A 22711-nucleotide genomic window follows, 5' to 3' on the forward strand; every position below is an offset into this window, starting at 1 on the left:
CCGCAAACCCCGGGCGCTGCTGCGTGCCCAGCTGCAGTCCGACCTGCTCCCCGGAGAGACCTGGCGTCAGTTGTGGCGCTTGCTTTTGGCGGCCCTGCCGCCGGATGAGGCCGCCAAGGTCATGGTGGACGCCCTCCATGTCGCTGCCCGGACGGACGATCTGGCCGGTGTGGAGCGGTATCTGCGGCGTCAGCTCCGCCGCGGTGAGCTGAACCTCACGGCCCTGCGCGATCACTACGGCCTGCGGCCCCCCCGGGGCCTGGCGGCCATGCCCCAGCTCGACATCCCCGAACACACCCTCAGCAGCTATGACGAACTCCTGGTTGGAACCCCCGAGCAGGCCGGCACTGGAAACGGCTCTGCCATCGGTGTTGAAACAGTTGAAACTGCCCCAGTTCCGCAGCCAGTGGCAGGCGGCCGAGCAGCAGGCCACAGCCGCTGGCTGGAGTCCAGCCAGCTACCTCTATGTGCTGGCAGAGCAGGAACACCAGCAGCGGCATCAAGCCCGTCAACGGCGGCTGTTGCATGAGGCCCAGCTGCCGGTCCCCAAGACCCTGGCGGACTACGACTGGAACGCCATCCCGGATCTTGAGCGTCCTCAGATCGAGCAGCTCGCCCACGACACCGGCTGGCTGGATCGGGCCGAGAACCTGCTGCTATTCGGTCCCAGCGGTGTGGGCAAAACCCACCTGGCAGCAGGCATCTGCCGCAGCCTGATCGCCCTGGACCGCACGGCGCGGTTTTTCTCCGCCACCACGCTGGTGCAGGAGCTGCAGCGCGCCAAAGCCGATTACGCCCTGGCTAAGGCCCTGACCCGACTGGATCGCTTTGCCCTGCTGGTGATCGATGACATCGGCTACGTCCGCAAGGACGAGGCCGAGACCTCGGTGCTGTTCGAGCTGGTGATGCACCGCTACGAGCGCAGATCCCTGTTGGTGACCAGTAACCAGCCGTTCAGCGAGTGGGAGAACGTCTTCTCCACCAGCGCCATGACCGTGGCAGCGGTGGACCGGCTGGTGGACCACAGCACGCTGATTCAGATCAATGGCGAGAGCTACCGCCGCAAACGGGCACGGCGGATTGACCGCTCCAGCGCAGGCTGATTCGTCGCCGCGACCAGGCGTCAATTACCCGCCAACCACAAGCCAACCCCTGGCGCCAGGTGCCGGTGATGAGCTCCGCGCTGCCGTCGGACCGTGTGAGGTGGGTGCCTTTTATTGGACAGTTCCGGCCCCTGACATCGTTAACCCAGGACGGGTGGAACATGGTTCGGCCTCAGTGTAGACCGCGTGGGGAGTTTTGCCTCCAAGGGAACTGTGAGGTCTTACATGGCAATACCGCCACAGGAAGCGGGCCAGGCTGATTTCAGCGTCCCAGCCATCGCTGTATGCCCGTAGGTAGACCTCCTCGTACTTGACAGTCCTCCACAGCCGTTCAACAAGGATGTTGTCGTAGCACCGCTTTCTGCCGGACCAGCTGATCTGGATCCGCTCCCCTTTGAGTCTGGCCACAAAGTCAGCGGACGTGAACTGACAGCCTTGATCGGAGTGGAAGATCTCTGGCCTACGGCCGCCTCCCAAGGCCATCTCCAGGGCCTCCAGACAGAACTTCGTGTCAAGGCTGTTGGAGAGCCTCCAGCTGAGCACATGCCTGGAATGGAGATCCATGATCGCCACCAGATAGAGGAACCCTTTCTGCAGAGGGATGTAGGTGATGTCGGTCGCCCAGACCTGATCCACCGACGTGACCTGCGTGAGGTCCACCAGGCAGGGGAACCGCACGGACGGATCACCTGGAACCGTCGTCCGGGGCTTCTGGTAGATCGCCCGTAATCCCATGCGCCGCATGAGGTTTCGCACTCGATCTCGGCTGATCGGGATACCATCTTGGGCCAGATAGTCCACCATCCGGCGGCTGCCGCTGCAGGGATCCTCCAGGTAGAGAGCATCGATCCTGGCCATGATCCGCAGCGTCGATACACGGACCGGTGTCGGCCGGTAGTACAGCGTGGATCGAGGCAGCCCCAGCAGCGCACACTGCCTGCTGATGCTGAGCTCGGGGTGGTCGTGATCGACCAGCTTGCGCAGTTCACGGGCATCAGAGCAGTTGAGACTTTTTTTTGAGCCACTCCAGCTCCATCTGCAGCCGTCCGATCTGCTGGAACAGCTCCGCCTCCTTGGCCTGCCCCTCCTCCTTGTCCTTGGTCTTCTTGCCTCGGGTGAAGAGCTCGCTGGCACCGTCCAGGAGCTGCCGCTTCCACTGGCTCACCTGGATCGGGTGGATGGCGTGGTCGGCGGCGATCTCCTGGATCGTCTTGCGGCCACTGATCGCCTCCATGGCGACCCTGGCCTTGAACTCGGGGCTGTGGGTGCGGCGCTTGCTCATCGGTGGGAGCCCCTTTCAGGGGCGGTACCCCGCCTCAGAGGTTAACGATGGGGCCTGTCCAGAAAAGCCAGACCACCTCAGTGGGGTCCGCCGGCTCGTGCGCTCCGCTGCAGCGCTCAGGCGGGACAGCAGCAAGAGCACCGGCCAACGGGCTTGACGCCTGGGGCCGATCAGAAGATCCCGGCTCCATGGCAGAGGACCGGGCCAGGGTGGCTCACTTTTCGCTGTCGCCTCCCCCTGCCATGGCAGGGGGAGGACCCGGGGTAACCCGCCTACGTAATTGACGCGACCCGCCTACGTAGTTGACATCGGGCAGCCAATGGGCGCGCACCTGATCGGGGGCCTGGATCACGAACACGGCTTTCATGGCAGCGGCCACCATGTCCTGGCCAGCTTTGGGCACGTGGGAGAGCAGGTTGCGCAGGAAGTGCACCCGGCAGCGCTGCCAGCAGCAGCCCTGGAACATCCGCTTGATCGCCGCCGTCAGCCCCAGATGGGCGTCCGAGATCACCAGCCGGGTGCCGTCCAGGCCTCGTTCCTTGAGTGAACCAAGGAACTGCCTCCAGAAGCCCTCGGCCTCACTGTCGCCGACGGCAATGCCCAACACCTCGCGGTAGCCGAGGGCATTGATGCCGATGGCGACGACAACGGCCCGGGAGACCACCTGCATGTTGCGGCCGAGGCGGCCGTGTAGGTAGGTGGCGTCGAGGTAGGGCCTCCTGAGAAGGTAAGAACCACCCCCAGGGCAACAATATGGGGAGGGCCGGCTGACCTCTGAGTGTTGCTCGGGCTGCAGCCGGTTGATTGCTCAGGCGGCGCCTATCAGCAAAGATGTCCGCTCAGGGTACTGATCTGAGCACCTTCGAAAGCCTACTCCGGATGGAGGATCATGGGCTTCGAGATCGGATGTTGATCGTCATCGCGCGTTGATCAGGAGCGCAGGCTTGAGCGGCCGGCCCCCGGTCGGAGGCTGAGGCCGGCCCGCCTCTTGCGGGCGGTCCAACCACAACCCCCTGGGGCCTGGGTTTCTGATCTTCAAGCAGCGACAGTGTCCTGCGGTCTGGGATGGTTGACCCGCACGACTGTTGGCTGAGCCCAATCGCGAGGTGGCCTGGCCCAGCGGCGTGGATGTTGCGCACGCGCCTGCTCATAGGTCTGCTGACGGACTCTGCAGATCGCGTCAGCTTCTCCGTAGTGACGTTGATTGGGCGTCACATACTTGATGCCGCTGTGACGATGCTCAGCGTTGTACCAGTCAACAAAACCATCGACCCAGGCACGCACTGAGAGAAGATCCCGGAAACGACGCACTGGATAGCTCTGGTGATATTTCATGGTTCGGAACCATGACTCAACGTAGGCGTTGTCATTGCTCACCCGCGGCCGCGAGAATGACAGGGAGATGCCGAGCTCGGCCAGCTTGGCGGCCAAGGTGTAGGAGCGCATGGGTGCTCCGTTATCGGCGTGCAGGATCGTGGTCGACCCCGAGCTGATCCCTTCATCACGGCAGACACGATCAAAGAAGTGCTTGGCCAGTTCGCCGCATTCACGATCGTGCACCTCAACGCCAAGGATGCGCCGGCTCCACACATCCATCACCATATAAAGGTAGTAGAATTGACCCTTCACAGGCCCCGGCAACAGGGTGATATCCCAGGCCAGCACTTGATGGATGCCCGTTGCCTCCAGCACGGGTGGCTCTCTTGGCTCCCGCGGTGGGCGGCTCCTGCCGCGATGATTTAACAGGCCTTCCTGGCGCATGATGCGGTAAATCGTTGACTCCGATCCCACGTAGACTCCCTCCTCGGCAAGGATCGCCACGATCTGACCAGGCGTGAGATCGGCAAAGCGTGGATCGTTGACAGTGGACAACACCTGTTGGCGCTCCTCCTCGCTGAAACGATGCATGACATGCCTGGACGCTCCCTTGCGTTGATCGCAGCTGAATCCCTGGGTCCGAATCATCAAGCCCCATCGCCTCAGCGTGCGTGTCGCCAGGCCGAAAAGATCAGCAATGGCCTTGGCCGAAAGGCCACGACTGATGCCTTCCTGTAGAAGCGCGACGATCGCACCGCGATCGCCAGACGGAATCAAGGATCCTCGTCCGGTTGAAAGATCTGGTTGAACTTTTTTGAGAGCATCAACAACGTCGCCGCTTCTGTCAGTGCTTTTTCTTTCTTCTGCAATTCACGCTCCAGCTGGCGATTCCGCCGGACCAGTTCCTGATTCTTGCGTTGCAGTTCCCGCTGATCAGCCATGCTCGGCGCGCTGGGGCCATTGGCATCCTCGGCGGCCTGGCGCCAACGGGCAACCTGCTTGGGGTACAGCCCCCGCTCCCTGCAGAACGACCCGAGCTCGCTTCCGTTCAGTCCTGCGGCCTGGATCACGGCTGCCAGCTTGTCGGCAGCGCTCCACTGCTCCGGCGGCCGGTTCGTGGCAGGCACCAGCTGGCCCTGCTTCTGCCACTGGCTCCGCCAGTTGTAGATGGTCTGCGCCGTGATCCCGGTGTCGCGGGCGATCTCAGCCACGCTCTCAAGGTTCGGAGGGCTCATCCGCAGGCGGACGGCTTCCCGCAGAGCGGCGTCATAGGGCGGTTGCATAGTCGTCGGTTGGGCCCCCAGGTGGACGGGTCAAACCGAGCGGACTTCTTCCTAAGAAACACCAACGGCCAACAGGGATCTCGGCTGACTGACCACACCTCAAGCAGAGGCAACAAGTTGAAAACCAAGGGCAATGGCGCGTCGCTGGAGACCACGAATCTGACGATCCCTTGATTCCTCCTGATATGCGGCAGCACCGGGATCCTGATATACCAAACCATCACGGAGCGTCTTGTAGTAAAGAATGGCAAGCTTTCGGGCAGTAGCAATTAATGCTTTACTCTTTCCGGCACGTGCTGCCAGACGACGTTGAAAAGCACCCAGTGCAGTATTCGTTCTTCCCAGCGGTACGGCAGCCATCCAAAAGGCACTACCTGCTCGCGTAGTGCCCTGTCGTGTTCGTGAAGAAAGTACCTTTCCCCCTGAGATCCTGTTCTGAGGACTGAGTCCCAGCCATGACACAAAATGCTGGGCACTGGGCCAGCGCTTCATGTCCAACCCACACTCACTAATGAGCGTGAGAACTGTTGTTGGTCCTAATCCCGGAAGCCTTAGAAGATTGTGGCCTGACAAGGCTTGAATTAGGTGGGTTGGGTTAAATGCAAAGCCATGTCCGCATATCTTCCAATCCCCAGGTTGACTGCCTGGATCTTGATAGTCCGAGCCGGCAAGCTCTGTCATCAATGATTGTGCCGCAAGCTCGCAGGCCCTGATCTTCTCTGAATAGGTGTCAAAGAGCTCAACTGCGATCTTCAAAGAGAACAAGTGATCGTCTTGGTAGTTCCCCTCAAGAGCAGCCGCAATTGTTGCCGCGCTCTCCTTGCAGCGTCTGTCTCGGAGAGAAGCGAGTCTTTCGGGGTCCCTCTCACCTGAAAGTATGGCATCGATGATTCGCCTACCGGTTAGTCCGCTGATATCTCTGACAACATGATGAAGCTGAAGATTCATAAGCATCAGCGCCTTCTGGATGTGTTGCTGATGAGACGAGCGGTATCGAACAAGTTGATCACGCTGCCGCAGATATGAGCGTAGTTCTGTGATTTTTTGGTCTGGACGAAAGCTTGCTCTCACCAGGCCGTAGCTGTGGAGCTGCTGAAGCCATTGTGCATCGTTGATATCCGTCTTGCGGCCCGGAACATTCTTGGCGTGCCTGGCATTAACAAGAAAGACGTCAATGCCTTTGCCAGAGAGAATCTCGTAAAGCGGAACCCAGTAGATTCCAGTGGACTCCATGGCAATGGTGCTAATTCCAACTGCCAGCAGCCATTCGGCGAGTGCGATTAGATCCTTTGTGAAGCTTGAAAACTTGCGGACGGGATTCGGATCAAGCTCGACAGGAACAGCAACAACGTGGAATCTACTGCCGACATCAATTCCAGCGGAACGAGGGTTAATGACTTTCAGACGAGCTCGGCGCTTGCCTGCTGAAATTGGTTCTCCCATGGCTTAAGGACTCACTAGGTGATCGGGAGGGCATCAGGCAGGATTCGCGCACTAAAATCAGCAAATTCCTAATCGGGATCGGCCGACTAACTCATTGGTCAGTCGAGCCGTCGCCAGGGCAGGGAGCGCAATTCGAATCCCAGGCCACGTTTGCTTTCGGGGTCAGGCCTCCAAAGATGTCATCGGCCATGGCCCGATGTCCTCATGACCAGAGTGGCAAGGGCGCTCTGGCTTGGCCGTGGGTGTTTCGGGCGCGAGGGCGTACGCGCGTACTGGTTCGTTTGCTGACACTGGGGGCATGGCCAAAATCCCCGAGCTCGAGGAAATGTTGAAGCCCACCGATGGTGATCCGGCCAAGCGGGCGGCAGTAGCCATGAGCTGAAACGCACCAACTCCTTCCTCGATCTACACGAATCCCCTCGATCGCTGAGTTGCACATTCAGCGATCAGGGTTCATAGTGGAACGATGGAGCTGCGCAATCAGCTCCCAAGCAGTCATCCCCTGACTGCTCCTGATCACCCTCCTGAAAGGGTCACAGGACCTCCTGAGTTACACCACTCGCAGGGGCGCTACCGCACCACGCGCTCCGAATGTTGCCCTTTGCTCCTGTCTATTCATGGTTGATACATTTGGCAATTGCTAGGTCTTTCTCCGTCTTTGTCTGGCTAATTACTGGCACAAGCATTCATGGCATCTAACCTTTGGAAGTCTTTGCTCCGTTGCAAGCGATTTCTTCGTAAGCCGTCCTCTCAGCTATCGTCATCACGCTTGCCCTCAGAGGTTTCTGTTCATTGTCATAGTGATATTTGTTACGCGCCGTCGCTCAAGGCCTCTCATGGTGACAAGGTGACCCTTGATGTCTTTAAGCTTGCGTCTACGCCTGCCAAGGGAGCTGTTATCTTTCTGCATGGAGGAGGGCTTAGGAGGGGATCCAAGAAGCATGTCCTAGGCAAGGATTTATACTTTAACTCTCTCGGTTATAACTTTGTCTCATGCAACTATCCTTTGTCCGCTGAATGTACTGCTTGTCTGATCGATGACCAGCTGCTGGCTCTGCGATCACTTGACAAGTGGGTCGGAACCGAGTTGCGTACACTTTCTCAAGTCGAACCTTCTTCGCCAGTCATCTTCCTGGGGCATTCGGCAGGCGCATACTTGCTCGCATTGGCGGTCTCCAAGGGGCTCTTCTGCAATCCTCGTACATCATTTATTCTTGTTGATTCAGCGGCATATGACTTGTCTAAGCGATATGGGGCGGCTCGTCCGAATGTTAGGCTTGAGATAGAACGCCTAGTCGGCTATGAGGATGGCAATAAAGGTAGCCTAGATGAGCTCATCAGTGCCTATTCTCCCGTAAGTAATCTGCTGCAATGCCCTGCAGGTGGCCCTGGTCCCGACATGGGTTGGGTCTATCTCGCAACTACGAGGAAGCGTTTCAGTCTTGACAGTTCCACTGTCCTTGCATCACTTCTTAAGAGTAAGTTGAACATGCATGCTTCGGTCAAAGCCTACCCGCTCAGCCATGTGGATATCTCGCGAGAGATAGCCTACCCAGATAGCGAGATTGGCAGGGACATCGCCCATTTGTTAGGCAATATGTAATGGCCTGTTGGATGGCTGAGAGACTGGCCTTATGGGGTGGGAATTCGTATGATTCACGTATCCTTATGTCTATGATTGTCGAATTAAAGAGGGTTCAGTCAAGCAGTCACAGTACTACAAGCGCTGCTTGGCCACGGAAATAGTCCAGTCAGCCTCGGCTATTCCTTTCCCGCCATAGTAATGGTCTTGAAAAGCTGCTTCAAATGAAAATGTGCAGGGCCAAGCCACTGATTCACCTGTGTAGAAGCTGATGGACAATAGACGAAAGTCGGCTTCGGAAACGAGACCACCATATAACTTGAAGCCAGCTTCAAAGATTGTCCAGATGCAACAACATACAATCTCAGTTGGCAACTGATTTGCTGGTACAGGCATGGGCCACCGCATGTAAGCAAAAATGGCTTGCCAATCATGGCCTGCGACATGTTCGATGTCTAGACCGATTGCAGAGTGATCTGTAATGCCAACGAGCACCAGTCCACGAGAATGTGAAACAGATACAAATAGACCGTGGAGATTCTGCTGGCAGTAATAAAGCTTGGGTGGGCTGGCAGGCGGACCGTAGAGCTCCAGTTGAGATGCAGCAATAGAACCATGTTTCAGCCATTGTTGCAACAGAAGCTTGCCCATTAGACGGCTGGCCACATAGTCAGCTATTCGCTTGTTATGACGAAGCCTAGAAACATACCACTTCTCTTGATCGGATAAATACTTCTCGGAAAGATACTGGCATAACAGTGTGTCAGGTGCCTTTGCCAGTAGCATTGACATTGATTAATCAACCTGTTTTAGGATCTGCTTTGAGCTGGCTTCTGCGCTGGCCAGAATCGTCAAGATGGTTCGGCTGTGCTCCAGCAGAAGTTGTTGGCCCAGCACAGGATCCTGCTCTTTGACAACCGGGACAGGTAATGCGTTCGGGCTGGATGTGGATCTGGCTCCAGAGGAGGTGGGATCACTGATAACCGCCATGGAGGTAGGGTCCTGGGCAGACACGGTCTGGCTAGACGACTCACTTCGGCTTCCTGAAGAAGGGGGGACGACGTCTGAAGCTAGTGAGGTCAGAAAGTCCCTGAGCCCGACGGAGTTATATTGAGGAATTTCTGAATGAACCGGGACTGCGGTTGCTGGCTTGATCACGGTCGCCAGGCCTGTTCGATAGCGTTCGATGAAAAGGCCATCGAGAGCTCCCAGATTGAGGTCCAGCCCCGATGTCCACAGGATTGCCACCGACTGGAGAAAGGCAGTGGTGCTGTCTTTACGGGAGGTCCCTAGCGAGACAGCAACAATGTCTGGGAATTCAGAAAGTGCTTCCTTCGTATAACTAGTGAGCGTAGTATTTGGCCCCAGCTCAATAAAGTATCTGGCTCCGTCGGCATACATATTTCGGATCGTCTCTTCATACCTGACAGGATTGAGCCACTGATCGATAAAAATCTGCATCCCTTGCTCATAGTCAGAGGGATAGGGCTTGGTTGTCAAGCAGCTGTATGCGACTGCATGATGTGATTCGAATTGTATCGAATGAGGAAACTCTCTATAGAGTCTACGATGCGTTTCGGCACCATTTTTGAAGTATCGTGTATGATATGGTCGTGTTAATGGGGTCGGCAAGATGTTGCCTCCAGCAGCAGCTATGTGCTCAACCAGCTCCTCGCAGAAGTCAGCCTCAGAAAATACGACGCGCTGTGAGCGACAGTTGTCAGAAATTAACGACCATTCAGATCGCATCTTTAAAATAGTATTAAGTTGGCCTAGTTCAAGTCCAGAGATTGCAAACGTCGACCCCTCAGGGAACTCATCGATCGAATCGGCTTTCGAGAAGAACTCATGAATTTGCTTTATCCTTGTCCTAAGGTCATCCTGATTCTTCATTGTGGCTAGGCTACCTGACAGCATCACTGCATTAGACTCTCCTTGGCTATGTCCAACCAGCTGATCTGGCCGCAGTCCTATGCGAGAGGCAATTTCATAGAAGGACATCAGGCACGCAGCAATAATTTGCGTGGCTGAATCCTGAGCATAAAGAAGCTCAATTCGCCTTGCATTGGCTGATCTGGCACAGTCTAAGTCAGCATTCGGCAAGCAAGTGACTAATCCGAGTGGGATCTCACGGCCCAAAGCCTCATCCATGAAATTATACCAATACGCAAATAAATCAATGTTCGTTGTCAGGTCGCCGAGCATTTCAGGCGATTGTACTCCTTCTCCAGGAATTAGGAATGCTATCTTTCCTCGTGAATCTGCCGACTCAGAATAAATAAAGTGACGTCCACGATGACTTGATGACGATGGATTGGATGCCAGCCAAGATGAGGCATCCTGCAGACCCTCGCCAAGATTTCTGTGCGATGATGCAAAGATAACTAGTCGGGTTGCAGCTCTCGATGACTGGTTGTTGCTATGGGTCGATTTGAACAGGACTGCCTGATGTATCTTGTCAACTTCAAGACCAGCAATTAAGTCTTGTAATTCAGAGCGCGAGTCTGCCTCAAGAAAGATAGCTCGACCAGTTGTGGTATAGCCTTGGTGCTGATATTTGAGTAATCCACGGTAAGTCTTTCCAGATGAATCATTGCCAATGCTTGGATCAGTATCAGCAAGGAGATCTGGCGACTTTGAGGCCGTATATGGGAACAGAATGACGGGCGATCCAGCCTGCTGATTAGAATCCGTGAATTCCTGAAGCAGTAAGTGCCCATTGATTCCTCCAAAGCCGAAGGAATTAATGGCTGCAATACGTGGCTTTGCGGGTGAATGGAACCAACGTCGAAGCGTGCGATTAATATAGAAAGGGGTGGAGTGATCAGCGACAGCTTCTAACGGATCTGGACAAACTGATGGTGGAAGTAGTTTATTCTGAAGGGCGAGCGAGGCCTTGATCAGGCTGGCAACGCTAGAGGCGGGAATTGTATGGCCAATCAGAGATTTGCTTGATCCAACGGCAATTGTGGATAGGCCACGATGACAGCCCTCGAAGACTTCCAGCATCGATGAAAGTTCGGTGTTGTCACCATGCGGAATTCCTGTAGCATGAACTTCTACTAGTGAAACATCTGAAGGCTTAATGTCGCATTTCTGATATGCTCTCTTCATTGCCAGCACCTGTCCTTGACGATTTGGTGCAAGCAAACCCTCACCTTTGCCATCGCTGGCCAAGGCGACTGAACGGATAACAGAATATATCGGGTCGCCAGATTCTACTGCATCTGACAAACGCTTCAAAGCAATGAAGCCAACTCCTTCGGAAAGCAGTGTTCCGGATGCGGACTTTGACATTGGGAATATTCCTTCTTCCGATAAGGCATTAATTGTGCAAAACAACTGGTAAATTGGGAAATTCATCGTGGCCTGAACTCCGCCAACAAGCATTAGATCAGCGTCGCCAGTATCTAGTTGCTTGATTGCATGATCTACTGCGATCATGCCCGAAGTGCAGGCACCATCTACAAGGTGGTTTGGACCAAGTAGGCCAAGCCTGTTCGCAATCGTCCCAGAAACAACGTTAGAGATGAGATTGGGCGTTATTGCGGGGTCAGTAACCAGCTCAAAAGCGGACGAAAGCAGTGATCGGAGTTGCTTCCTTCGCGCTCCTTTGAGAACTGCACCCACGGAATCTGCAAGAACATCAATGAAATGCTCCAAGATCATCCCATTCATCAACGCCCCGACGATGCCTCGATGAGGATGGTCACCCATGCCGACCACCACTCCGGTCCGTTCATGGGGAATCCATTCCGGTGCCCGTCCGCGCAATGCGTCAGCCATTGCCTCGGCGGCCACCTGGAGGCAAAGGTACTGCGATGGATCGCCTTCAACAAGGTTTGGAGGAAATGCGAACCGAAGGCAATCTATCCAGCTATTTTCGGCGATTGACCCATATTTCTTGGTGTATATCGTGGAGTAAGATTCTCGTGGGTTGGACCTGTCCTGGTCTTTGCTGTAGTAAAGACTGGCCCAAGGATCAGTCATCTCCTTTAGGAGTGATTCCCCTCTAACAAGTGCTTGCCAGTAAGATGAGGTGTCCTTGATCCCTGGATATCTGCATGCCATGCCTACAATTGCGTAGCCCTGCATCGAACTTTTTTAGCTGTCTTTCAGATTAGCATGATTATGAGCAGTGCAGACTGTAGGCACGCCGCCTTCGCACTCAAGTAATCCCTCCCTGTCTGCACCACCATCGGCTGCGGTGCTGACGCAGGCTCTTTCATGCTGCACTGAGCAAGCTGAACTGCTCTGTAACGAAGGGACTTCCGATCCCAAGAACTTATCTTATATTCATTGCTCTAAACCGATGAGTCTGACATCTGCCAGCACTGCAGACCTCAGCTATTGATCCACGAGAAGCAGTGCAGTCGTGGTCATGTTCAGTCTGTGCAGATTGGCGAATGCGATTGACGGATAGATGGGCATTTGGAAGTACGCGGATACATGTCAATGTTTTAGGGCTCCAAGGATGGCCGCTCCTGTGCTGCTTCCAGGTTCTCCGATGCTCGTGTGCATCTCTTTGTGGTCATAAGGATGAGACGAGACCGAGGCGTTGAACGCCGAGCATTCATTGAGGGCACTCGCGAACGACCTGATTTCGTCCTGCTGTTTTTCTGGCCGCTGGGTTGAATACATGACCATCACCTCAGTCGGAGATGATTTCTTTGGACATGATGTCCTGACAAGTTGAGCAGGAACCCATTCTGCAATAAGGGAATTCTTGCCTGGCTCGCTTACGGCACTCTGCCCAAAAATTGCGACAAGGCTATCCTTGTATCGACGAACTTTGCCTGTATACCAATTGGAGTCGTTCAGGATAAATTTGCTATAGATGTCTGCTGTTTTCCGATAGGATGGACTTGTGAGGGTAAGTGCTGCTAGATAGGCCCCTGCTGAATGCCCAATCATGGATGCATCTTTCATGGTGCATGAAGGTGAGGTTCTTCTTAGATTGCCTTCAAGCCATGCTGTGGCGGAAGCAACTGCACTCATCTGCTGCGCGATCAGCCCCTCGATCGGGCGTCCATACACTGGATAGTTTAAGGAGACAAGGCAGAAGCCATTGCGATTCAGCAGCTCGGGCATGGATCCGACACTCCTTTTATCGCCTCTCATCAGAGATCCTCCATGAATATATACAAGTGTCGGACAAGGAGGCCCAGATGACTGCCTGCAAGCAAATATTTCGAGAGTATTGCTGCCTGCAGGAGCCCCTGGAATCAATGCTGAATAGGGCCATCCACCTGTTGATACATTGACTGGTTTAGCTGCTGCAGACTGCCTAGGGCCGCCCTGCATGCGGCGCTGGAATGACCTGGCCATAGCGCAGCTTGAGAGTATGGTTTCCGTCAGCAGCAAGATGGCCAAGAGCAGCAGCGAAGACTTCCATTTTCTACCCGGCGGTTGTGAAACCTTCTCTGCATGCGGGCCTGCAAGGATTGCCTTGGTTCGGCTCTGAGATCGTGACTTCTTGTTTGGTGGAGAGTTGAAACTAAAATAGTTTCGTTGAACCATGAATTGTTTTGCCATGTTTCCTCCTTTGAGTTCGATGGATGAGGTCGATGCTTTGAACAGAAACGTCTTCGAGTGCTTCTTGAGGGCATTGTACCTGGAATAGTCAAGGGACATGACAGCGGCTGTCATGTGCGAAACGGCCGATGTCTCCTGGCGCTGAGTCGTCTTCTCCCTTCATGCGCGAGCATGATCCATTGCGGCAACTGGATACTCCGGCCTCGCGATACTTTCAGTGGCTCCCAGCGATGGTGCGTTGTCAAGGAGTTTCGGTTGAAGTTAGTAACATCTCCGCTGTCTGAAGCTCAGCTTGGTCGACACCTTCAGGGGGGGGGCTCGACCCGAATCCAAGCTCGGTTTCTTAAGTGTTCAGGGAAGCGGGACAGCACTAGGGGAAGGCCGACTCTGCTGAACCCCTTACGCCTCCCTGAATTCCGGCATCAACTTAGGCTGGGAGCGCTTGCGATGAGGACACCTCCGGCCCGGATTCCAGCAGTGGACTGCTTGGTAACTCCAGCAAGGATCCGAATGCTGATCCTTGCTCAGCAGCAGCAGATTCAGGAACTCAGCCAACGCAATGAGGAGCTGCAGCTGCAGCTCCAGATCATCGACATGGCCACTTCACTGGCCCGGCTGCGGGAAGGGATCGTTCGTAGCTCCCGTAATTCCTCCAAACTGACGTGACCCCAGCGGATTGAGCGCCCGCCGCTGGGTGTGGCTCATGCTGCGATGAATCGACAGTGAGGCTGGGCCACCGAAGCGATACTGGGTCAGCCAGAGGTAGGCACAGTGCAGGCTGATCCCGTTTTCGTCCGCCAGCTCCGAGAGTCTGCGGCCATGCTCCAAGTGCTGGTTCACAAGCCGGAGCCGGCCTCGCTGGGTCAGAGCGGCATTAGGTTTCCTAGGAGCCTGTCGCGCATAGATCAGCACCCAGTCTCTCCACAGCCGCCCATCAATCTGCCCAGATCCCAGTGACTGCAATGGATCTGGGCGATACACTCGGGCATGCAGAAGCGCAAGACCTTTCGCCCCTGGCAGCCGCAGCAGGCCACCCTGCTGCCGCCGTCACCGCGTGAGTGGCTCTCAGAAGACCACCAGGTGTATTGGCCGCGTCCCTTGGCGTGGTGTAAATCCCGAGGCCCGATTGCCCTGGACTGAGGGAGAACAGGGGTGAATGACGGGCTGTCATTCTCGAGGCGCATGTGCACCTCGTTATTTCACGATGAATCCAGACGATTGACTTGTCAAGTCTTTCGTCTGGATTGCCGATCGGTTGTGGGCTACACCTGCAATCTTGGTCGTGACGTCTGCGGTGCCGGCCCCCGGGCGGTGATCGCCGCCGCTGCGCCCTGTGGGGGCGCTACGGCGCGATCTCCTGGGGCCTGAGGCTCAGGCCGCTGCTTCTTGCAAGGAAGGCTGCGTGGGCAGCTCCGCCAGTGAGGGGATGGCGGCCATGCTCTCGGCGGAGAACATGCGCCGGCCCTCCAGCTGCCAGTGCTCGTCCTGCTCCAGCAGCACAGCCCCCACCAAGCGGGTGATCGAGGCGTCATTCGGGAAGATGCCAACCACCCGAGTGCGGCGTTTGATCTCCTCATTGAGGCGCTCGAGCAGGTTGGTGCTCCAAGTCTTTTTCCAGTGTTGAGGCGGGAAGTGACGGAAGGCGAGCACGTCTTCCCGGGCGTGCAGCATGAGCTCAGCAGCCTTGGGGAAGCGATCCACCAGTGAGCTGGCCAGATCGTCCCAGCGGGCCTCGATTTCGTCCGTTTTCTCCTGGGCGAACACCGAGCGCAAGGCAGCGGTGACCATGCCTTGGTGGGCCTTGGGCACCCGTTGGAGCAGGTTTCTGGCGAAATGGACCCTGCAGCGCTGCCAGCAGCTGCCCTGCAGCATCCGCCGGATCGCCTTGGTGAGGCCCACGTGCGCGTCGCTGATCACGAGCTTGACCCCAGTGAGGCCGCGCTCCTTGAGCGAGCCAATGAACTCGCTCCAGAAGCTCTCGGTTTCGCTGTCGCCCACCTTGATGCCGAGCAGCTCGCGGCGACCATCGGCATTGACGCCCATGGCCACCACCACAGCCCTGGAGCAGACCTGCATCGCCTTGCCGAGACGCCCGTGGAGATAGGTGGCATCGAGGTACAGGTAGGCGTAGCCGGTGGCCTCAAGGGGGCGGTTCAGGAAGGCCTGCACCTGGATGTCGATGTCAGCGCAGATGCGGCTCACCTGAGATTTGGAGATGCCGCTCTGGACTCCCAGGGCGGCCACCAGGGCGTCGACCTTGCGCGTTGAGATGCCGCCGACATAGGCCTCCATCACCACGCCGTAGAGGGCCTGGTCCACACGGCGGCGCGGCTCCAGGATCGAGGGCAGGTGGCTGCCGGAGCGCAGTTTGGGGATGCGGAGATCGATGTCCCCCACCTGGGTGGCCAGGGTGCGCGGCCGGTAGCCGTTGCGGTAGCCGAGCCGCTCCTCGCTGCGCTCATGGCGCTCTGCGCCGAGCACGGCAGCGACCTCCAGCTCGATCAGCTGCTGCAGGCCGTGGCGCACCAGCTCGGGGATCAGCTCACCGGCGCTGCTGCCATCCAGTAGCGGCGCCAGCTCAATTGCGGCACGATTGGACGTGGGCGTGTGTCACGAGTCAGCAGGTGAAAGCCAAGGCTGATGAAACTGCATCGGGGATGGGAGTGTGGCCTCCCGGGATCGGCCTGCAGGGGCTGGTACCAAACCACCCCGTGCTGCTGCGTTCAAAAGACGTGGTGGTGAGCGACGGGGAAACGGCGGACTGGATCCGTCAGGTGTGCGACGAGAAGGTGAGCGCAAGCGAACCGTTGATGACGCGCCGATATCTATTTCAGACGCTGCCAAAACGGGAGGCGGCCCAAATCTCCTGGATCAGTGTGGACAGAGCCTGTCTATGGACCACACGGCAGCCGGCGTATAGACGGCACGAGCTCATCGCAGGCCCTGATGCGGAACGTGAGAACCTGCCATGGAATGCCAAGGGAACATCCCAAGTGGTCACCACCATGAGGGTCAATACCGATGTCTGTGGCAGGGGCGGAGCAACCCGTAGTAGCGATGATGGGTCTGTAACGGACTCGGAGCCAAGGGGTTGCATCATCCCGTTTGGAGTCTCCCATCAACTGCCTACGGCAGGAGGAATGGGATGACAACAGACAAGCCGCTACCGATTACCAAGGTGATGGTCTGGAAGGCCTATCAACAGGTGAAACGGAACGGACAGGCGGCCGGTGTGGATGGCCAAAGCCTGGACGACTTCAACAAGGATCTGGAGAATAATCTCTACAAACTCTGGAATCGGATGGCATCAGGAAGTTATCTTCCGCCACCAGTTCGGCGTGTGGAGATTCCCAAATCCGGTGGAGGCGTCAGGCCGCTGGGTATCCCGACGGTTGCTGATCGCATCGCACAGATGGTGGTCAAGCAGGTGCTGGAGCCAGAGCTGGAGCTGATCTTTGATCAGGATTCCTACGGCTACAGACCGGGCAAGTCAGCGCATCAGGCAGTAGAGGTCTGCCGTCAGCGCTGCTGGAGGTCCAACTGGGTTCTCGATCTCGACATCAAGGGGTTTTTCGATGCTATCGATCACGACCTGTTGATGCGCGCGATCAAGGCCCATACCTCCGAGCGCTGGGTGGTGCTCTACCTGCAACGATGGCTGCAGGCACCGGTTCTGTTGCCGGATGGCACGCTCCATCCCAGGGACCGGGGCACACCGCAAGGTGGTGTCATCAGTCCACTGCTGGCCAATCTGTTCCTGCACTATGCGTTTGATGTGTGGATGCGCCGGAGCCACCCGGCCATTGCCTTTGAGCGCTATGCAGATGATGTGATCTGTCATTGCCACAGCGAGAAGGAAGCTCGGCGGTTGCTGGAGGCATTGCAGGATCGCTTTGCGTCCTGTGGCCTCCAGCTTCATCCCCAGAAGACCCAGGTGGTCTACTGCAGGGATAGCAACCGCCGGGCACCGCTTGCTGATGTCACGTTCACGTTTCTTGGTTTCGCGTTTCGGCCACGTGTGTCTCGCAATTCTCGCGGAGTCATCTAGGGACTCCTGAACAATCCAGATCCATTGCGCCGCAGCTGGTCTCAAGCATGAGAAACCGCTAAAGTGGCCGTGAATCAGGCAATCCGTGATTGCCTTTACTCCTGATCGCTCAATATGTACCGGAGGCACAATAACGGTCAGATCTCAATCAAGGAGTTCCACCTGCCATTTGGCGGCACACTTGATCCCGAGAATCGCTGGGTTCAACTGGAGGGGCTGATCCCATGGGATGAGCTGGAAGAAACCTATGCCCCTCAATTCAGCGCCACAATTGGCGCTCCAGCCAAATCAGTGAGAATGGCCTTTGGTGCTCTCTACATCAAACAGAAGTTAGGGCTCACCGACGAAGAGACAGTCCATCAGATCAGAGAGAACGCCTATATTCAGTTCTTTCTCGGCTTTGCGGGCTACACAGCTAAGGCACCGTTTGATGCCTCGATGATGGTGCACTTTCGCAAGCGTTTTTCTGACGAGGATCTGCGCCGTATCAACGAGCTGGTGGTGCAGCGCGGCAAAGAGATCCTTCTGGAAGCACTTGCTCAGGCAGCAGACGATGACGACCATGATGATCGTGATTCCAGTGGAGGAGGCGCTCAGCTAGAACTTGATGCGTTGATCAAGCCTGCTGACTGGCCAGAAGGAAAGAATTGGGGCACTCTCACGATTGATGCCAGTTGCACTCCAGCCGACATCACCTATCCCAGAGACCTCAAGCTCCTCAACGAGGCTCGCACAACGACCGAGCGAGTCATTGATGATCTGTGCAGTCAGTCATCGGGATTCAGGAGACATCGACCTCGCTACGACCGTGGCCTTGCTCGTGCTCATTTCCTGAGAGTGGCGAAGCAAAAACGACCACGTCGCCGCAAAGTGAAGGCTGCCATTAAACATCAGCTTGGCTATGTGCGGCAGAATCTCAAGGCCATTGATGCTCTGATCGGCTGCGGGGCAAGGCTTTCCGAGCTTAAGAGGCATTGGTGGCAGAAGTTGTTGGCCTGCAGCGAGTTGGAGCGGCAACAGGGCCTTCTGCTCGCCTCTCAGACCAACAGCATTCCAGACCGCCTGGTGAATCTTGTGCAGACCCATATCCGCCCAATGGTGCGAGGCAAAGCACGTGCTGCGGTGGAGTTTGGAGCCAAAATCAGTGTTTCGGTTCAAAACGGCTTTCCGTTCTTGCACCGCATAAGCTGGAACCCCTACAACGAAGGAGAAGACCTTATCGCTCAGGCGGAAAAATACAAGCTGGATACAGGATCTTACCCAGAGCGAATCTGCGCCGACCGGATTTATATCACGGCCAAGAATAGGCATTTCTGCACGAGGAACGGTATTCGCCTCTCCGGCAAGCGATTGGGTCGCCCGCCCAAGGATCCTGATGTCACCACTGCACACAAGCACCAGCTCCGATCTGATCAAGCTCGACGCAATGAAGTGGAAGGCGTCTTTGGCTCTGGAAAGCGCAAGTATTCCCTGGATCTGATCATGGCTCGTCTACCAGCTGGTGCCGAATCCTCCATCTCGATGGCCTTTGTCGTGATGTGCGCGGAAAAGGTCTTGAGGCTGCTGCGCCTCTTTTTTGTCCTTCTTTTTGGGTGGATCTACAGCTTTTTTATGGCCTGGTCAGCGATCAGAGCGCCTGAGGGCATCTGCAAGCCATGCTTTTGAGATCTGGCCGACTTGATGTCACCGCGCTTGCCAGCCTGATTAACGCGAAGCAAACGGACGAATCCGGCGCCGATGGGCCGAGAATCTTTTTCAGGAGTCCCCATCTACACAGGCTTTTTGCCGGCAGTGAGTCCGCAGGCTCTCCAGCGTATGCGGGAGAGGATTAGGTCGATAGGGCTTCCATCGCTCGTGTATCTGTCGCTTGAGGAGATCGCTAAAGTGCTGAATCCAGTGATTCGTGGCTGGATTCAGTACTACGGTCGTTTCTATAGGACAGAACTGATCAGGAAGTTGTATCGCTACCTGGATGACAGAATTGCAGCCTGGTTACGGCAGAAGTACAAAAGGCTGCGGGGTCGTCGGCTCCAAAGCTGGCGAGTACTTGCCAGGATCAGGTCTGGACATCGTGATCTGTTCGCGCACTGGCGTCGAGTCAGTGAAGTGGCATGTGGATGATGGGAGCCGTATGACGCGAGAGTGTCACGTACGGTTCTGTGAGCACCTCGGGGGGAAGTTCCCCGGGGTGACTCGACATGGTTCGTCTGGTTGAGGTAGTGCTCAAACCAGGGTCACGGGCCTGCCCACCCCTTGCAACGCTGGCCGCTGAGCGGAACGTCTGAGGTGCGCGCTCAACCCCGGCTACGCCGGGGTTGAGGTCCCCAGGGATTTACACCAACACAGGGGACGCAAGCGGTGTATTTCCTGCTGGACCTGGTGGATGAGCTGGATCTCTCCGCGATCCTCGTACCCGCTCAGGCCAAGGACCCCCGCGGAGAGAAGGGATTCGATCCACGCATGATGACGATGCTGCTGCTTTACGCCTACTGCGTGGGCATCGTCTCCTCCAGGAAGATCGAGCGGGCCTGCTACGAGGATCTGGCATTCCGCGTGCTGACCGGCAACCAGCAGCCGGACCACAGCCGAATCAGCGAGTTCCGCCGGCGCAACCTTGATGCCCTCAAGGGCCTGTTTATTCAGATCCTGCGCCTGTGCCAGAAGGCGGGGATGGTGAGCCTGGGCCATGTGGCCCTCGATGGCACCAAGGTGCAGGCCAATGCCTCCAAGCACAAGGCGATGAGCCACGAGCGGATGCTCAGGGCGGAGAAGGAGCTCCAGAAGGAAATCAACGCCTTGATCCGCAAGGCCGAGATCCTGGATGCCCAGGAAGACCGGCGCTACGGCAAAGGAAACCTGGGCAGTGAACTTCCCGATGAGCTGCGCCACAAGCAGGGCCGCCTCGCAAAAATCCGTCAGGCCCGCAAGGAGATGGAGGCGGAAACCGCTGCAGCTGCAGCGCGGCAGCGGCAGGAGGAAGCCGAGAAGGCCAGAGCCAAAGCGACCGCAGCCGAGGAATCGGATGGATCGGCCCCTGAGCAGGCCGAGCTGAACAGGAAAGCGGAAGCCGCAGCGGCAAAGGCAGCAGCGGCGGGGGACAAAGCCATCGAGGCCGCCGAGAGCGCTGGCCTCGAGCCACCAGATCTGGAGCCACTCGCCTCTGACGCGATGCCCAGGCGTGGTCTGGCGAGAAAGGCTGACGGCACACCGACGGCCAAGACCCAACGGAATTTCACAGATTCCGACAGCCACCTCATGCAGTCCGGCGGCACCTACCTGCAGGGCTACAACTGCCAGCTGGCGGTCGACAGTGACCACCAGGTGATCGTGGCGGTGGGCGTCAGCAACCAGCCACCGGACGTGGAGCACCTGGAGCCCATGCTGGAGCGGATCGCCGCCAGCGCCGGTGAACTGCCGGACGTGATGACGATGGATGCGGGCTACTGGAGCGACGACAACGCAGGTCACTGTGAGGACCTTGGCATTGACGCCTACATCGCCACCGGCCGTCTGCCGCATGGGAAGCCGCCACCGCCACAGCGAGGACCGCTGCCCAGAGATGCCGACGCCAGAACCCGCATGGCCCGCAAGATCAGAAGCAAGAAGGGATCCAGGATCTACGCCCAGCGCAAAGCGATCGTGGAGCCGGTGAACGGCCAGATCAAGGAAGGCCGGGGCCTGCGGCGGTTTCTCTTGCGGGGCCTGGAGAAGGTCGATGGTGAATGGCATCTGATCGCTGCCACCCACAACCTGCTCAAGTTGTTCCGGTACAGGCGATCACAGCAGCAGCTCTGGGCAGCAGCGACGGGATGAGGGGTAGAGACCCTGGCAATGCCGCCAGGGCTGAGTCAACCTCGCCCCAATGAACCAGCTCAGCGGGAGAGGTAGACCTCAGAGCTCACCTCACCGGGATTCGTCGTGACCAGGGGCTCGCTGCTCTATTGGCAACAAACTCCTAGTGTGCCGTCCCGGAGATCTGCGAGCAAAGTCGCTGGAGCTTCTCCAGGATTGAATCCGCTGTGGCCGTCCAGTTGAACGGCGCCTTGGTCTTGTTGTAGGCCGCCACGAATTGCTCGATCTTGGAGATCAACTCCTTGACGCTGGAGAAGCTGCCGCGTCGGATCGCCCGCTGGGTGATGATCCCAAACCAACGCTCCACCTGGTTGATCCAGGAGGCGTAGGTCGGTGTGTAGTGCACGTGGAAGCGGGGCCGCTGCGCCAGCCAGGCCCTCACCTTGGCGTGCTTGTGGGTGCAGTAGTTGTCCACGATCAGGTGGATGTCCAGGTCATCGGGAACCGACGTCTCGATCTGCCGGAGAAATCCCAGGAACTCCTGGTGCCGGTGGCGGGGTTTGCACTGGGTGATCACCTCTCCGGTGGCCACGTCCAGGGCGGCGAACAGGGTGGTGGTGCCGTGGCGGATGTAGTCATGGGTCACCCCCTCCACGTAGCCCAGACCCATGGGCAGCAGCGGCTGGGTGCGGTCCAGGGCCTGGATCTGGGTCTTCTCGTCGACGCAGAGCACCATCGCCTTGTCGGGCGGATTCAGGTACAGGCCGACGATGTCCCGGACTTTCTCGACAAAGAACGGATCGGTCGAGAGCTTGAAGTGCTTCTGCCGGTGGGGCTGGACCGAGAAGGTCTGCAGCCAGCGGTGAACCGTGGTCTTGGAGATCCCAGTCGCTGCAGCCAAAGTCCGTGCGCTCCAGTGGGTGCTGCCATCGGGAGGCCTGGTCTGCAGAGCCCGGTTGATCACCTCGGCCACCTTGTCGTCCTCGTAGGTGCGGGGACGGCCGGGACGCAGTTCGTCATGCAGGCCCTCGATGCCCAGATCGATATAGCGCTGCCGCCATTTGCCCACGGTTGAGCCGCGGACCCCAAAGCGCTTCGCGACAGCGGTGTTGGTGTCACCAGCAGCGCAGGCCAGCACGATCTGGGCCCGATGAACGATCGAATGCGGCAAGGTTCTTGATCCAGCCAGGCTCTGGAGCTGGCTGGCCTCATCAGCCGAAAGCTCCAGAGGAGCCATGGGCCGACCGGTCGGCATGAAACGACCCCGCGAGGAGACACCCCCATATCTTACCGTGTATTTGCGGGACGGAACACTAGGCGATTCCT

At 57.2% G+C, this 22711-nt stretch carries 19 protein-coding genes and 1 pseudogene; 8 read left to right on the forward strand and 12 right to left on the reverse strand.

All coding sequences use genetic code 11. The features are described 5' to 3' along the window. Positions 1 to 308 precede the first annotated feature (308 nt). Positions 309 to 1103, forward strand: coding sequence for an IS21-like element helper ATPase IstB (gene istB / locus H8F24_RS14775; protein WP_231597868.1), 795 nt, complete (start codon positions 309 to 311; stop codon positions 1101 to 1103). A 111-nt stretch (positions 1104 to 1214) separates the two neighbouring features. Here the strand turns inward: istB and H8F24_RS14780 are convergent, their stop codons facing one another. The 6 genes and pseudogenes from H8F24_RS14780 to H8F24_RS14795 form a co-directional block, all read right to left on the reverse strand. After that, positions 1215 to 2087: an IS3 family transposase gene (locus tag H8F24_RS14780; protein ID WP_231598222.1), complete on the reverse strand. Its 873-nt coding sequence runs from the start codon at positions 2085 to 2087 to the stop codon at positions 1215 to 1217. A gap of 10 nt (positions 2088 to 2097) precedes the next feature. Further along, positions 2098 to 2385: a transposase gene (locus H8F24_RS19660; RefSeq protein ID WP_231597691.1), complete on the reverse strand. Its 288-nt coding sequence runs from the start codon at positions 2383 to 2385 to the stop codon at positions 2098 to 2100. A gap of 316 nt (positions 2386 to 2701) precedes the next feature. Then, positions 2702 to 3097, reverse strand: a pseudogene (locus H8F24_RS14785) (transposase); the annotation flags it as partial. A gap of 323 nt (positions 3098 to 3420) precedes the next feature. Beyond that, on the reverse strand, positions 3421 to 4479 hold the full coding sequence (locus H8F24_RS14790; protein ID WP_231597781.1) for an IS3 family transposase: 1059 nt from the start codon (positions 4477 to 4479) through the stop codon (positions 3421 to 3423). Continuing rightward, the gene (locus H8F24_RS19665) at positions 4476 to 4985 is read right to left on the reverse strand and encodes a transposase (protein WP_197157219.1); all 510 of its coding nucleotides are present in this window, start codon (positions 4983 to 4985) and stop codon (positions 4476 to 4478) included. The genes H8F24_RS14790 and H8F24_RS19665 overlap by 4 nt, the downstream gene beginning before the upstream one ends. 99 nt (positions 4986 to 5084) lie before the next feature. Continuing rightward, positions 5085 to 6428, reverse strand: coding sequence for an IS110 family transposase (locus tag H8F24_RS14795; RefSeq protein WP_231597702.1), 1344 nt, complete (start codon positions 6426 to 6428; stop codon positions 5085 to 5087). An 847-nt stretch (positions 6429 to 7275) separates the two neighbouring features. On the opposite strand from H8F24_RS14795, the gene H8F24_RS14800 reads away from it, so the two are divergent. Beyond that, the gene (locus tag H8F24_RS14800; RefSeq protein WP_197157249.1) at positions 7276 to 8031 is read left to right on the forward strand and encodes an alpha/beta hydrolase; all 756 of its coding nucleotides are present in this window, start codon (positions 7276 to 7278) and stop codon (positions 8029 to 8031) included. Between the two features lie 114 nt (positions 8032 to 8145). On the opposite strand, the gene H8F24_RS14805 is transcribed toward H8F24_RS14800, so the two are convergent. The 3 genes from H8F24_RS14805 to H8F24_RS14815 form a co-directional block, all read right to left on the reverse strand. Beyond that, positions 8146 to 8661: a hypothetical protein gene (locus tag H8F24_RS14805; protein WP_197170095.1), complete on the reverse strand. Its 516-nt coding sequence runs from the start codon at positions 8659 to 8661 to the stop codon at positions 8146 to 8148. Between the two features lie 144 nt (positions 8662 to 8805). Next, positions 8806 to 12105 (reverse strand): beta-ketoacyl synthase N-terminal-like domain-containing protein, encoded by a 3300-nt coding sequence (locus tag H8F24_RS14810; protein WP_197170096.1) that lies wholly within the window; start codon positions 12103 to 12105, stop codon positions 8806 to 8808. 357 nt (positions 12106 to 12462) lie between these two features. Then, entirely contained in the window at positions 12463 to 13644 is a 1182-nt protein-coding gene (locus tag H8F24_RS14815; RefSeq protein ID WP_197157257.1) for an alpha/beta hydrolase, read from the reverse strand. Between the two features lie 411 nt (positions 13645 to 14055). Here H8F24_RS14815 and H8F24_RS14820 point away from each other — a divergent pair, with 411 nt between their 5' ends. Further along, a complete protein-coding gene (locus H8F24_RS14820) occupies positions 14056 to 14211 on the forward strand; it encodes a hypothetical protein (RefSeq protein ID WP_197159377.1) in 156 nt (51 codons plus the stop codon). On the opposite strand, the gene H8F24_RS20255 is transcribed toward H8F24_RS14820, so the two are convergent. Then, positions 14149 to 14526, reverse strand: coding sequence for a leucine zipper domain-containing protein (locus tag H8F24_RS20255; protein ID WP_370594756.1), 378 nt, complete (start codon positions 14524 to 14526; stop codon positions 14149 to 14151). The two genes, H8F24_RS14820 and H8F24_RS20255, sit on opposite strands and share 63 nt — an antisense overlap. Before the next feature lie 6 nt (positions 14527 to 14532). Here H8F24_RS20255 and H8F24_RS14830 point away from each other — a divergent pair, with 6 nt between their 5' ends. Next, positions 14533 to 14685: a hypothetical protein gene (locus H8F24_RS14830; RefSeq protein WP_197157235.1), complete on the forward strand. Its 153-nt coding sequence runs from the start codon at positions 14533 to 14535 to the stop codon at positions 14683 to 14685. A 231-nt stretch (positions 14686 to 14916) separates the two neighbouring features. Here H8F24_RS14830 and H8F24_RS14835 read toward each other — a convergent pair whose 3' ends face one another. Further along, positions 14917 to 16128: an IS256 family transposase gene (locus tag H8F24_RS14835; protein ID WP_197158927.1), complete on the reverse strand. Its 1212-nt coding sequence runs from the start codon at positions 16126 to 16128 to the stop codon at positions 14917 to 14919. A 562-nt stretch (positions 16129 to 16690) separates the two neighbouring features. On the opposite strand from H8F24_RS14835, the gene ltrA reads away from it, so the two are divergent. The 4 genes from ltrA (at position 16691) to H8F24_RS14855 (ending at position 21406) form a co-directional block, all read left to right on the forward strand. Further along, positions 16691 to 17593: a group II intron reverse transcriptase/maturase gene (ltrA, locus tag H8F24_RS14840; RefSeq protein ID WP_197170097.1), complete on the forward strand. Its 903-nt coding sequence runs from the start codon at positions 16691 to 16693 to the stop codon at positions 17591 to 17593. Positions 17594 to 17707: 114 nt separating this feature from the next. After that, positions 17708 to 19258 (forward strand): IS5 family transposase, encoded by a 1551-nt coding sequence (locus H8F24_RS14845; RefSeq protein WP_197155761.1) that lies wholly within the window; start codon positions 17708 to 17710, stop codon positions 19256 to 19258. Between the two features lie 150 nt (positions 19259 to 19408). Next, positions 19409 to 19714: a group II intron maturase-specific domain-containing protein gene (locus H8F24_RS20260; protein ID WP_197170098.1), complete on the forward strand. Its 306-nt coding sequence runs from the start codon at positions 19409 to 19411 to the stop codon at positions 19712 to 19714. A gap of 237 nt (positions 19715 to 19951) precedes the next feature. Continuing rightward, positions 19952 to 21406, forward strand: coding sequence for a transposase (locus H8F24_RS14855; RefSeq protein WP_197170099.1), 1455 nt, complete (start codon positions 19952 to 19954; stop codon positions 21404 to 21406). A 142-nt stretch (positions 21407 to 21548) separates the two neighbouring features. On the opposite strand, the gene H8F24_RS14860 is transcribed toward H8F24_RS14855, so the two are convergent. Then, a complete protein-coding gene (locus H8F24_RS14860) occupies positions 21549 to 22640 on the reverse strand; it encodes an IS630 family transposase (RefSeq protein ID WP_197170074.1) in 1092 nt (363 codons plus the stop codon). Positions 22641 to 22711: the final 71 nt, after the last annotated feature.

The organism is Synechococcus sp. CBW1002 (genome assembly GCF_015840915.1).
Classification (GTDB): Bacteria; Cyanobacteriota; Cyanobacteriia; order PCC-6307; family Cyanobiaceae; genus CBW1002.

Excerpts from the sequence above, each read along its gene's own strand:
- istB (WP_231597868.1), top strand. The coding sequence starts at position 309 with ATGACGAACTCCTGGTTGGAACCCCCGAGCAGGCCGGCACTGGAAACG.
- H8F24_RS19660 (WP_231597691.1), bottom strand. The coding sequence starts at position 2,385 with ATGAGCAAGCGCCGCACCCACAGCCCCGAGTTCAAGGCCAGGGTCGCC.
- H8F24_RS19665 (WP_197157219.1), bottom strand. The coding sequence starts at position 4,985 with ATGCAACCGCCCTATGACGCCGCTCTGCGGGAAGCCGTCCGCCTGCGG.
- H8F24_RS14795 (WP_231597702.1), bottom strand. The coding sequence starts at position 6,428 with ATGGGAGAACCAATTTCAGCAGGCAAGCGCCGAGCTCGTCTGAAAGTC.
- H8F24_RS14805 (WP_197170095.1), bottom strand. The coding sequence starts at position 8,661 with ATGGGCAAGCTTCTGTTGCAACAATGGCTGAAACATGGTTCTATTGCT.
- H8F24_RS14810 (WP_197170096.1), bottom strand. The coding sequence starts at position 12,105 with ATGCAGGGCTACGCAATTGTAGGCATGGCATGCAGATATCCAGGGATC.
- H8F24_RS14815 (WP_197157257.1), bottom strand. The coding sequence starts at position 13,644 with ATGTCCCTTGACTATTCCAGGTACAATGCCCTCAAGAAGCACTCGAAG.
- H8F24_RS14820 (WP_197159377.1), top strand. The coding sequence starts at position 14,056 with ATGCTGATCCTTGCTCAGCAGCAGCAGATTCAGGAACTCAGCCAACGC.
- H8F24_RS14830 (WP_197157235.1), top strand. The coding sequence starts at position 14,533 with ATGCAGAAGCGCAAGACCTTTCGCCCCTGGCAGCCGCAGCAGGCCACC.
- ltrA (WP_197170097.1), top strand. The coding sequence starts at position 16,691 with ATGACAACAGACAAGCCGCTACCGATTACCAAGGTGATGGTCTGGAAG.
- H8F24_RS14845 (WP_197155761.1), top strand. The coding sequence starts at position 17,708 with ATGTACCGGAGGCACAATAACGGTCAGATCTCAATCAAGGAGTTCCAC.
- H8F24_RS20260 (WP_197170098.1), top strand. The coding sequence starts at position 19,409 with ATGCGGGAGAGGATTAGGTCGATAGGGCTTCCATCGCTCGTGTATCTG.
- H8F24_RS14860 (WP_197170074.1), bottom strand. The coding sequence starts at position 22,640 with ATGCCGACCGGTCGGCCCATGGCTCCTCTGGAGCTTTCGGCTGATGAG.